The organism is Microbacterium sp. NPDC007973 (assembly GCF_042958465.1).
In the GTDB taxonomy this organism is placed as follows: Bacteria; Actinomycetota; Actinomycetes; order Actinomycetales; family Microbacteriaceae; genus Microbacterium; species Microbacterium galbum.
In genome coordinates, this window is record NZ_JBIBJJ010000001.1 from 962,947 (window position 1) to 974,497 (window position 11,551).

Consider the following 11,551-nt stretch of genomic DNA (forward strand, 5'->3'; position numbering starts at 1 on the left):
ACGCGCCCGCACCTCAGCGAGCGCACAACCCGTCGATGCTAACAAAGCAGTCTCGATCGCCCCTGCGCGTTGTGCACAGGTGACCGCAGGACACCGAGCGCGCTCAGGATGCCGGGGCGTCGGGCTCGCGCGGATCGAACGGCGCGTCGAGGGAGCGGGTGAGGTCGTCGAGCAGCGCCGCGATCTGCGGCTCGACGTACTCCGCCACGGCCGCCTGAATGCGCAGGCGATGGTGGAGGAGGATCGTGCACACCTCCCGCCCGATCATGTTCGCGTAGTCGTCGGCCAGACCGACCTCCTGCCGCAGCGCCGCCTTGGCGGCATCCGACAGGGGCGGGAGGGCCGGGATCTCGGCGTCCTCCTCCGCGGCGAGACCCGACAGGGTGAAGAGGAAGGGCGATCCGGGTTCGGGGTCGGGGTCCAGCGGCATCCCGTCGAACTCCGGCTCGAGCCCCTCGGCGGGCCGATACGAGCGACGGCGATTGCGCTCGGCCTGCTGATCGAGCTCGGCCTGCAGCATCGGGAGGTTGCGCGAGGTGTAGTCGGCGACGGCGTGGTCGACGATGCCCTTCACGCGCGTCGAGAGACCGTGCTGCACCCCGTGCGGAACGTCGGAGCCCAGCCCCGCGGCAGACAGGACCGGCGAGCCGAAGCACCGGCGACACGGGGCGACGCGACCGCGATGGTTCGCGGGCTCCCAGCGCGGCAGCCATCGTAGCCAGGCATCCACGGCCTGGCTGACCTGACTCTCGAGCGACCGCTCCACGGCGCCTACGTTAGTGCGACACGCCCGGGCACGTGGGGATGCCACGGCGCGGAGGCACCACGACGACCACGCGGAGGCGCCCGGCCGACCGCACGGGAGTGCCGGATGGGCCGTCCGCGATCATCAGGGGGCGTCCTCGTCGTCCTCCCACCGCCATCGGGGCCCCTCGGACCGGGTCCGGCACAGGAACACCCCGAGAAGGCCGGCGAGCAGCCCGGCCGCCGCGACCACGGGCCCGGGGAAGCCCAGCACGACGCTCCCGGCAGCGGCGAGACCGCGAGCCGGGTCCGCTCCGCTGACGACCGCGCCGACGACGATCCCTGCGGCCTCGCCGACGAAAGCCGCGATGGCGCACGGAACCGCGGTGAGGTATCCCGGCGGGTCCGCCCGCAGGCCCCACAGCAGCACCCCGGCGAAGAGGGCGAGAGCGGCGACCTGCCCGATGACGCCGGGGATCGAGCCGAGCCCTCGGACGGGGATGACGTCGGCGTCCAACGCGAGGCTCGCCACCCCGAGCCCGCCGATCGAGAGGGCGATGAAGGCGACCGCCGCGAAGACGACCGCGACCGGCGGGGTGACCCCCGCCGGTCGCGGCTCGTTCGTCATGGCATCCGTGTCGATCTCAGCGCTGCGAGAGCTGAGGACCGGCCTCGAGCGTGCGCTCGTACTCGCGCTGCGCTTCGGCGTTGATCTCGGTCACGCGGCGACCCCGTGCCGAGACCCAGGCGCCGAACCAGATGGTGAGCTCGCGACCCAGCACGAAGGCCACGATCGCCAGCGGCGCGAGGACGTTGTTCTGCAGCAGGTCGAGCGACTCGCTCGAGGTGATGCGCCAGAAGGGGGCGGCGAACAGCACGCCCAGCAGGTGCCCCGCCCAGGCGATGACGCCCACGACCAGACCCCACACCACCCAGTGGCCCCAGCGACCCCGGTTGATGAGGGCGCCCAGGAACCAGAAGCCGAGGAAGAACGCCACGGTCGGCACCCACAGGCCCGCGGTGGCGAGCGCCGCCAGCGCCTCGCTTCCGAGCTCCGAGACGCCGAAGGCGCCGGTCAGCAAGCCGAGGCCGAGCGTCGCCGCGAGGTAGAGCACCGCGAAGACGACGGCGGCGAGCAGGCCGATCGCGCCGGCGGCGCCGCGGTTGCCGCGCGGACGCGGCGCCTCGGGAGCCTGCACGAAGATGGGCTGCGGTGCGCCGACGGCGCGGGTGGGCTCGTCGGCGACGGGCGCCGCGGTCGCGGCGGACGCGCCCGCGGCGGTCCCTGCGGCCCCCGCGGCGACGGCCGGTGCGACCGTCGTCGGCGCGTCGTCGTGACGGGGCGCCTCGGTCTCGGCGGTCGCGTAGCGCGCGGTGGGCGCGTCGTGCTCGGGTTCGGCCGACGCGGCGTAGGCGGCCCAGCGTGCGTCCTCGTCGTCCAGATCGACGGATGACGTGCGCCCGGCGGCGGAGGCCTGGGGCTCGACGGGAGACGCATCGTGCACGACCGGAGCCGTGTGCTCGCTCCGGGCGTCGCGCAGTGCGGCGGCCTCATCGCGCTCGTGCGCCTCGCGCTCGTCCCAGGCGGCCTGGGCCGCGTCGGTGTCGACGGCGTCGCGCTGCGCGGCCTCGGCGTCGGCGAGGCCCTCGTGGGCGCGCCCGACCACGTCGTGCGCGTCGTCACGGGGCTCGGCGACGGGGTCTCCGTACGAGTTCGTGGGCTCAGCGACGGGGTCGCCGTGCGGCTGGTGGTCGCTCATGGGGTCTCCTCACGCGGTGCTTGCGCCGCAAGGCTAACCCGCGCCCGGCGTGTCGCCCGGAAGGCGTGCCGTGGATGTGCGTCTCGCCTGAGTCCGATGAGACGCCTAGGCTGAACGCATGCCCGGTCGCCTGACTCGCACGGCCCTCGTCGCCGCGATCGTCGGCGCGGCCGCGCTCGGCACGACGGCGTGCGCACCCTCGGCCGACGAGGCGTCTCCGCAGGAGTCGGCGCCGGTCGTCTCCACCAGCCCCACCCCGATCCCCACCATCACGCAGACCGCGACGGCTGTGCGCATCCCCGCGGACTGCCGCGCGATGCTCTCCGCCGACGTCCTCTCGCAGCTCGGGACGGTGCCGCTCAACGACCCCTCGCTGGGGCCGTCCGGCGTGCAGTCGGACGGATCGCTGATCTGCATCTGGCGCGATCCCGCCGCCGACACCACGAGCCTGATGACGACCATCTCGCGCATGGACCGCGGCCCCGCCCTCGACATGCTCAACGACCTGGTGACCACCCAGGGCTTCAGCTGCTACACGCCCGATGAGGGCACCCGCTGCGAGAAGACCTGGATCAACGACACCTACCCCGTCAACGACGGTCGCACCCTCTTCTGGCGCGACGACGTGCTGGTCGACACCCAGTACTCCAACCTCGCCCCGACGGGCTACACCGCGAGCATCATCTCGTCGGTGTTCGGCTGATCGCGCGTCGGCCCGCGCTCACTCCCCGAAGAACGCGTGGGATGCCACGGTCGCGGCGTACGCGTCCGGCATCCAGCCCGTGAGGGTCGACGAGACCCAGCGATCCCCGCGCAGGTCGTGGACCTCGAGGACGTCGCCGGTCGCGCGTTCGCAGTGCGTGACATCGCCGTCGGCCGCGCAGCCGAATCCCTGCGCGGCGAGCGTCGCCTGCGCCGCGGCCGCACCCTCGGGCGTGACCGTCGAAACGGTCGTCTCCACGAAACGCCCGTCGACGCCGCGCCAGTGGCACGTGACGACGACGGTGGGACTCGCGGCCGCCACCGCCTCGGGGGTCGAGAGCGGGGCGGTGCGGCGCTGCCACAGCAACGCCTCGGGCGACCACACCAGGGACGACCACAGGGGCTGAGAGTAGAGGTGGCGGCAATCGCCCGCGGGCTCCGCGGCAGGGGCCGCAGTGGCCGTCGGCGTCTCGGTCGTCGCGCGCAGGGTGTCGCCCACGAAGCTCACGGCGGTCGGGATGCCGGGCGCGGCGAGGATCCCCAGCGCCGCCACGGCCGCGGCGCAGAAGATGCCGGCCGGCCATGCCAACCACAGGCTGCGTCCACCGATTCGGGCCATACGTTCCTCCGCATCCACGGTAGGCGCACACCCCCGGCGCACCCTCCCCTCGACACGCCGCGTCCCGGTCCCGACACCCGCGCCGCACGCCGCCGGCACGACGCGACCCGGCGCCGTCCACACGAGACGCCCCGCACGCACGACGAAGGCCCCCGGCGCGAGCCGGGGGCCTTCGGGGTGATCGGGATGCCGCGCCGAGGCGTGGCATCCGTCGATCAGGGTGGAGCCGGCGAGCGGCTCCACCCCGCGATCAGTTGTAGGTGCCGGGCGTGAAGTCGTCCGTCGAGAAGCTGTCGAAGTCGACGTAGCTCAGGTCGGCGTCGGAGTACGCACCGTCGGACGCGAAGATGCGGTTGGGGTACCGCTCGCTCTTCGCCTCTTCCGTCGCCTCGACCGTGACGTTGCGGTACTTCGCAAGACCGGTTCCGGCGGGGATGAGCTTTCCGATGATGACGTTCTCCTTGAGGCCGACGAGAGGGTCGCTCTTGCCCTCCATGGCCGCCTGCGTCAGGACGCGGGTGGTCTCCTGGAACGACGCGGCCGACAGCCACGACTCGGTCGCCAGCGACGCCTTGGTGATACCCATCAGCTCGGGACGACCCGACGCGGGGCGCTTGCCCTCGCCGACCGTCTCGCGGTTGATGGTCTGGTAGCGCTTGAAGTCCACCATCTCACCGGGCAGCAGATCGGTGTCGCCGTGGTCGACGACGGTGACCTTGCGGAGCATCTGTCGGACGATGACCTCGATGTGCTTGTCGTGGATCGGCACACCCTGCGAGCGGTACACGCCCTGGACGCCGTTGACGAGGTACTTCTGCACCTCGCGGGCACCCTGCACGCGCATGACCTCCTTGGGGTCGAGCGTTCCGACCTGGAGGGGCTCACCCACCGAGACGTGCTGGCCGTCCTCGACCAGGAGCGTCGCGCGCTTCAGGACGGGGTAGACCACCGGCTCGTCGCCGTTGTCGGGCGTGAGGATGACCTTCTTGGCCTTGTCGGTCTCGTCGATCGTGATGCGACCGTCGGCCTCGGCGATCGGGGACGCACCCTTGGGGGTACGCGCCTCGAACAGCTCCTGCACGCGGGGCAGACCCTGCGTGATGTCGTCGGCCGACGCGGAACCACCGGTGTGGAAGGTACGCATCGTCAGCTGGGTACCGGGCTCACCGATCGACTGGGCCGCGATGATGCCGACGGCCTCGCCGATGTCGACGATCTTTCCGGTCGCGAGCGAACGGCCGTAGCACTTCGCGCAGACACCGACGGCCGAGTCGCAAGTCAGCACGGAGCGGACCTTGATCGTCTCGACGCCACCGGCGACCAGCTTGTCGATGAGCACGTCGCCCACGTCGTCGCCGGCCTCGGCCAGCACGGTGCCCTGCGCGTCGACGACCGCCGTGGCGAGCGTGCGGGCGAACACCGAGTTCTCGACGTTGGCGTCCTTGACCAGCGAACCGGTCGAGTCGGCCGCGGCGATCGGGAGCTCGAGGCCCTTCGACGTGCCGCAGTCCTCCTCGCGGATGATGACATCCTGCGAGACGTCGACGAGACGACGCGTCAGGTACCCCGAGTCGGCCGTACGGAGGGCCGTGTCGGCCAGACCCTTACGGGCACCGTGCGTCGCGATGAAGTACTCGGCGACCGACAGACCCTCGCGGTACGAGGAGATGATCGGACGCGGGATGATCTCACCCTTGGGGTTGTTCACCAGGCCGCGCATACCCGCGATGTTGCGGATCTGCAGCCAGTTACCACGGGCGCCCGACGAGACCATGCGGTTGATGGTGTTGTCGGCGGGGAAGTTGTCCCGCATCGCCTTCTGGACCTCGTCGGTCGCCTCGGTCCAGATCTTGATGAGCTCCTGACGACGCTCGGCGTCGGTGGTGAGACCCTTCTCGTACTGGCCCTGGACCTTCGCGGCCTGCTTCTCGTAGCCCGCGACGATCTCCGCCTTGTTCGGCGGGGTGAGGATGTCGCTCAGCGCCACGGTGACACCCGAACGGGTGGCCCAGTAGAAACCGGCGTCCTTGATGCGGTCGAGCGATGCAGCGACCTCCACCTTGGGGTACTCCTCGGCGAGCTTGTTGACGATCTGCGACAGCTTGCCCTTGTCGGCCTGCTCGCGAACGAACGGGTAGCCCTTGGGGAGCGTGTCGTTGAAGATCGCCTGGCCGAGCGAGGCGTCGACGAGACCGTGGGTCTCGTAGCCCTCGGGCGCCTGACCCTCGAGGAACGTCAGTCCGGGGATGCGGATGCGCGCCTTGGCCTGCAGGTCGAGGGTGCCCTCGTCCTTGGCCAGGATCGCCTCGCCCACCGAACCGAACGCACGGCCCTCACCCACAGCACCCTCCTTGAGGGTGGTGAGGTGGTGCAGACCGATGATCATGTCCTGCGAGGGCAGGGTCACCGGGCGGCCGTCCGACGGCTTGAGGATGTTGTTCGAGGCGAGCATCAGCACGCGGGCCTCGGCCTGGGCCTCGACCGACAGGGGCAGGTGAACGGCCATCTGGTCACCGTCGAAGTCGGCGTTGAACGCCGCGCACACGAGCGGGTGCAGCTGGATCGCCTTGCCCTCGACGAGCTGGGGCTCGAACGCCTGGATGCCGAGACGGTGCAGGGTGGGTGCACGGTTCAGCAGCACGGGGCGCTCGCGGATGATCTCCTCGAGCACGTCCCAGACCTCGGGACGGTAGCGCTCGACGGCGCGCTTGGCGGCCTTGATGTTCTGCGAGTGACCGAGGTCGATCAGGCGCTTGATCACGAACGGCTTGAACAGCTCGAGGGCCATCTGCTTGGGCAGACCGCACTGGTGGAGCTTGAGCTGGGGTCCGACGATGATGACGGAACGGCCCGAGTAGTCCACGCGCTTTCCGAGCAGGTTCTGGCGGAAGCGACCCTGCTTTCCCTTGAGCATGTCGCTCAGGGACTTCAGGGCGCGGTTGCCGGTACCGGTGACGGGGCGACCGCGGCGGCCGTTGTCGAACAGCGCGTCGACGGCCTCCTGCAGCATGCGCTTCTCGTTGTTGACGATGATCTCGGGGGCACCGAGGTCGATCAGGCGACGGAGGCGGTTGTTGCGGTTGATCACGCGACGGTAGAGGTCGTTCAGGTCGGAGGTCGCGAAGCGGCCACCGTCGAGCTGCACCATCGGACGAAGCTCCGGCGGGATCACCGGGACGACGTCGAGCACCATCGAGGCCGGCGACATGCCGGTCTGCAGGAACGAGTTCACGACCTTCAGGCGCTTGATCGCGCGGATCTTGCGCTGACCCTTGCCCTCGGAGATCTGCAGGTGGAGGCTGTCGGCCTCGGCCTGCAGGTCGAAGGTCTCCAGGCGACGCTTGATCGACTCCGCGCCCATGTGGGCCTCGAAGTACTGGCCGAAGCGGTCCTGGAGCTCGTGGAACACGTCGTCCTCGGGCTTCAGGGCGCCGACCTCGAGCGTGCGGAAGTCCTCCCACACGCGCTCGAGCTTGGCGATCTGCTCGTCCGCGTTCTTGCGGGCCGCCGTCATGTCCTTCTCGGCGGCGTCCTTGACCTTCTTCTTCTGGTCGGCCTTGGCACCCTCCGCCTCGAGAGCGGCGAGCTCCTCCTCGAGCTTGGCGAGGCGAGCGGCGACGCGGGCGTCGCGGCGGTCGCCGAGCGTCTTCAGCTCGAGACGGATGTTGTTCTCCTGCGTGGCCAGGTCGCGGTGACGAGCATCCTCGTCGACCGAGATGACCATGTAGGCGGCGAAGTAGATGACCTTCTCGAGGTCCTTCGGCGCCATGTCGAGCAGGTAGCCGAGGCGCGAGGGCACGCCCTTGAAGTACCAGATGTGCGTGACGGGCGCGGCGAGCTCGATGTGGCCCATGCGCTCGCGGCGGACCGAGGACTTGGTGACCTCGACGCCGCAGCGCTCGCAGACGATGCCCTTGAAGCGGACGCGCTTGTACTTGCCGCAGGCGCACTCCCAGTCGCGGGAGGGTCCGAAGATCTGCTCGCCGAAGAGGCCGTCCTTCTCGGGCTTCAGCGTGCGGTAGTTGATCGTCTCGGGCTTCTTGACCTCACCGAAGGACCAACGACGGATGTCGTCGGCGGTGGCCAGACCGATACGGATCTGATCGAAAGTGGTTGATTCGAGCACTGGTTCTCCTGTGTCGGAATTCTCTGAAATCTGAGCTGGGTCGCTGAGCTGGAAGCTCAGATCTCGTCGATCGACGAGGACTCGAAGCGGCTGGAGATGTTGATGCCGAGCTCCTCCGCGGCGCGGAAGGCGTCGTCATCCGTGTCGCGCAGGTTGACGGCGGTGCCGTCGGCCGAGAGGACCTCGACGTTCAGGCAGAGCGACTGCATCTCCTTCATGAGCACCTTGAAGGACTCGGGGATGCCGGGCTCCTGGATGTTCTCGCCCTTGACGATGGCCTCGTACACCTTGACGCGGCCGAGGATGTCGTCGGACTTGATCGTGAGGAGCTCCTGCAGCGCGTACGCGGCACCGTAGGCCTCGAGCGCCCACACCTCCATCTCACCGAAGCGCTGGCCACCGAACTGGGCCTTACCGCCGAGCGGCTGCTGGGTGATCATCGAGTAGGGACCCGTCGAACGCGCGTGGATCTTGTCGTCGACCAGGTGGTGCAGCTTCAGGATGTACATGTAGCCGACCGAGATGGGCGCCGGGAACGGCTCGCCGGAGCGGCCGTCGAACAGCAGCGTCTTGCCCGAGGAGTCGACCATGCGGTCGCCGTCGCGGTTGGGGATCGTCGAGTCGAGCAGACCCGCGATCTCCGCCTCGAAGGCGCCGTCGAACACCGGGGTCGCGACCTTCGTGCCGGGGGCGGCCTCGCGAGCCGACTCGGGCAGCTGGGCGGCCCACTCCGGGGTGCCCTCGACCTTCCAGCCCTGCTGGGCGATCCAGCCGAGGTGGAGCTCCAGGACCTGACCGAAGTTCATTCGACCGGGGATGCCGAGCGGGTTGAGGATGATGTCGACCGGCGTGCCGTCGGGCAGGAAGGGCATGTCCTCGATCGGGAGGATCTTGGCGATGACGCCCTTGTTGCCGTGGCGGCCGGCGAGCTTGTCGCCCTCGGTGATCTTGCGCTTCTGGGCGATGTAGACCACGACGCGGCGGTTGACGCCCGAGCCGAGCTCGTCGTCGCCGTCCTCGGCGTTGAACTCCTTGACCGCGATGATCGTGCCCTGCTCGCCGTGGGGCACCTTCAGCGAGGTGTCACGGACTTCGCGGCTCTTCTCGTTGAAGATCGCGCGGAGCAGGCGCTCCTCGGCGCTGAGCTCGGTCTCGCCCTTGGGCGTGACCTTGCCGACGAGGATGTCACCGGGCCGCACCTCGGCGCCGATGCGGATGATGCCGCGGTCGTCGAGGTCCTTCAGCAGGTCGGGGCTGACGTTGGGGAGGTCACGGGTGATCTCCTCCTTGCCGAGCTTGGTGTCGCGCGCGTCGACCTCGTACTCCTCGATGTGGATCGACGACAGCGTGTCGTCCTTCACGAGGTCCTGGCTGAGGATGATCGCGTCCTCGAAGTTGTGACCCTCCCACGTCATGAACGCCACGAGGAGGTTCTTGCCGAGGGCGAGCTCGCCGTTCTCGGTCGCGGGACCGTCGGCGATGACCTCGCCGGCCTCGATGCGCTCACCCGCGGAGACGACCACGCGCTGGTTGTACGACGTGCCCTGGTTGGAGCGGTCGAACTTGCGGAGGAAGTAGTCCTGCGTTCCGCCCTCGTCGAGCTGGATGGTCACGACGTCGGCCGAGACCTCCAGGACGACACCCGACTTCTCGGCGGTGACGACGTCACCGGCGTCGATCGCGGCGAAGCCCTCCATACCGGTACCGACGACGGGCGACTCGCTGCGCACGAGCGGCACGGCCTGGCGCTGCATGTTCGCACCCATGAGGGCGCGGTTGGCGTCGTCGTGCTCGAGGAACGGGATGAGCGAGGTCGCCACCGACACCATCTGGCGCGGCGAGACGTCCATGTAGCCGATCTCGTCGACGGGGAACAGGTCGACCTCGCCACCCTGACCGCGGCGGGCCAGGATGCGGTCCTCCACGAAGTGACCGTCGGCCTGCAGGGCCACACCGGCCTGGGCGACGATGTGGTCGCTCTCCTCGCTGGCGGTGAGGTAGTCGATCGTGTCGGTCACACGGCCGTCGACGACGCGACGGTACGGCGTCTCGATGAAGCCGAACGCGTTGATGCGGGCGAACGAGGCCAGCGAGCCGATCAGGCCGATGTTCGGGCCTTCCGGGGTCTCGATGGGGCACATGCGGCCGTAGTGCGAGGGGTGGACGTCACGGACCTCGACGCCGGCGCGCTCACGCGACAGACCGCCGGGGCCCAGGGCCGACAGGCGCCGCTTGTGGGTCAGACCCGCGAGCGGGTTGTTCTGGTCCATGAACTGCGACAGCTGCGACGTTCCGAAGAACTCCTTGATCGCCGCGACGACGGGGCGCACGTTGATCAGGGTCTGCGGCGTGATCGCCTCGATGTCCTGCGTGGTCATGCGCTCGCGGACGACGCGCTCCATGCGCGACAGACCGGTGCGGACCTGGTTCTGGATGAGCTCGCCGACGGCGCGGATGCGACGGTTGCCGAAGTTGTCGATGTCGTCGGTGTCGAGGCGGATCTCCGCGGCCTGGCCGTTGCGGGTGCCGTCGAACGTGACGTCACCGCGGTGCAGGCGGACGAGGTACTTGATGGTCGCGACGATGTCGTCGACGGTCAGCACCGAGTCGCTCAGCGGCTTGTCGAGACCGAGCTTCTGGTTGATCTTGTAGCGACCCACCTTGGCCAGGTCGTAGCGCTTGGCGTTGAAGTAGAAGTTGTCGAGCAGCGCGCGCGCGGCCTCGGCGGCGACCTGCTCGCCCGGACGCAGCTTGCGGTAGATGTCGCGGAGGGCGTCTTCCTTGGTGAGGATCGTGTCCTTCGACAGCGTCTCTTCGATCGAGTCGAAGCCGCTGAACTCGGCGAGGATGTCTTCGCTGGTCAGGCCGAGGGCCTTGAGGAAGACGGTGACCGACTGCTTGCGCTTGCGGTCGATGCGCACGCCGACCTGATCGCGCTTGTCGATCTCGAACTCGAGCCAGGCACCGCGCGAGGGGATGACACGGGCCGAGACGATGTCCTTGTCGGAGGTCTTGTCGGGCGTCTTGTCGAAGTAGACGCCGGGCGAGCGGACGAGCTGCGACACGACGACACGCTCGGTGCCGTTGATGATGAACGTGCCCTTGTCGGTCTGGAGCGGGAAGTCGCCCATGAAGACCGTCTGCGTCTTGATCTCACCGGTCTGGTGGTTCATGAACTCGGCCTCGACGTACAGCGGGGCGGCGTAGGTCTTGCCGCGCTCCTTGCACTCTTCGATCGAGTACTTCTCGGGCTCGAGGTAGGGGTTCGTGAACGAGAGCTGCATGGTCTCGCTCAGGTCTTCGATCGGGGAGATCTCCTCGAAGATCTCTTCCAGACCGCTGATCTCGGGCACGTCGGTGCGACCGGCGGCCTGGGCCTCGGCGACGCGCGCCTTCCAGGCCTCGTTGCCGACGAGCCAGTCGAACGACTCGGTCTGCAGCGCGAGCAGATCGGGAACGGTCAGCTTGTCGGAGATCTTCGCGAACGAGAGGCGGGATGCTCCGCGTCCGCTCTTCGGGGTGGTGGTGGTGGATGCGTTGCTCGCAGCAGCCAAGGGAATAACCTCCAGAAGCCCGGGCGAGGGGCTCGTGATTCCTTGT

7 protein-coding genes are annotated in these 11,551 nt (G+C 69.1%); 1 reads left to right on the plus strand and 6 read right to left on the minus strand.

The features are described 5' to 3' along the window. Positions 1-103 precede the first annotated feature (103 nt). From ACFZA2_RS04780 to ACFZA2_RS04790, 3 genes are all read right to left on the minus strand, one after another. Positions 104-766, minus strand: a complete 663-nt coding sequence (locus ACFZA2_RS04780; RefSeq protein ID WP_315993657.1) for a spermidine/putrescine ABC transporter substrate-binding protein — start codon at positions 764-766, stop codon at positions 104-106. A 123-nt stretch (positions 767-889) separates the two neighbouring features. Continuing rightward, positions 890-1,372: a hypothetical protein gene (locus tag ACFZA2_RS04785; RefSeq protein ID WP_391401277.1), complete on the minus strand. Its 483-nt coding sequence runs from the start codon at positions 1,370-1,372 to the stop codon at positions 890-892. Between the two features lie 16 nt (positions 1,373-1,388). Then, positions 1,389-2,504, minus strand: coding sequence for an ABC transporter (locus tag ACFZA2_RS04790; RefSeq protein WP_391401280.1), 1,116 nt, complete (start codon positions 2,502-2,504; stop codon positions 1,389-1,391). A gap of 118 nt (positions 2,505-2,622) precedes the next feature. Here ACFZA2_RS04790 and ACFZA2_RS04795 point away from each other — a divergent pair, with 118 nt between their 5' ends. Further along, complete coding sequence (locus ACFZA2_RS04795; RefSeq protein WP_391401283.1) at positions 2,623-3,207, plus strand: hypothetical protein; 585 nt, start codon at positions 2,623-2,625, stop codon at positions 3,205-3,207. 18 nt (positions 3,208-3,225) lie between these two features. On the opposite strand, the gene ACFZA2_RS04800 is transcribed toward ACFZA2_RS04795, so the two are convergent. The 3 genes from ACFZA2_RS04800 to ACFZA2_RS04810 form a co-directional block, all read right to left on the minus strand. Beyond that, positions 3,226-3,825, minus strand: a complete 600-nt coding sequence (locus ACFZA2_RS04800; protein WP_391401285.1) for a hypothetical protein — start codon at positions 3,823-3,825, stop codon at positions 3,226-3,228. A gap of 250 nt (positions 3,826-4,075) precedes the next feature. Then, positions 4,076-7,951: a DNA-directed RNA polymerase subunit beta' gene (gene rpoC, locus ACFZA2_RS04805; protein WP_315993662.1), complete on the minus strand. Its 3,876-nt coding sequence runs from the start codon at positions 7,949-7,951 to the stop codon at positions 4,076-4,078. A 56-nt stretch (positions 7,952-8,007) separates the two neighbouring features. After that, on the minus strand, positions 8,008-11,505 hold the full coding sequence (locus tag ACFZA2_RS04810) for a DNA-directed RNA polymerase subunit beta (protein WP_391401289.1): 3,498 nt from the start codon (positions 11,503-11,505) through the stop codon (positions 8,008-8,010). Positions 11,506-11,551: the final 46 nt, after the last annotated feature.

What these genes read in the sequence shown, in the direction of transcription:
- ACFZA2_RS04800 (WP_391401285.1), bottom strand. Translation starts at nt 3,825, where the DNA reads ATGGCCCGAATCGGTGGACGCAGCCTGTGGTTGGCATGGCCGGCCGGC.
- ACFZA2_RS04785 (WP_391401277.1), bottom strand. Translation starts at nt 1,372, where the DNA reads ATGACGAACGAGCCGCGACCGGCGGGGGTCACCCCGCCGGTCGCGGTC.
- ACFZA2_RS04795 (WP_391401283.1), top strand. Translation starts at nt 2,623, where the DNA reads ATGCCCGGTCGCCTGACTCGCACGGCCCTCGTCGCCGCGATCGTCGGC.
- ACFZA2_RS04790 (WP_391401280.1), bottom strand. Translation starts at nt 2,504, where the DNA reads ATGAGCGACCACCAGCCGCACGGCGACCCCGTCGCTGAGCCCACGAAC.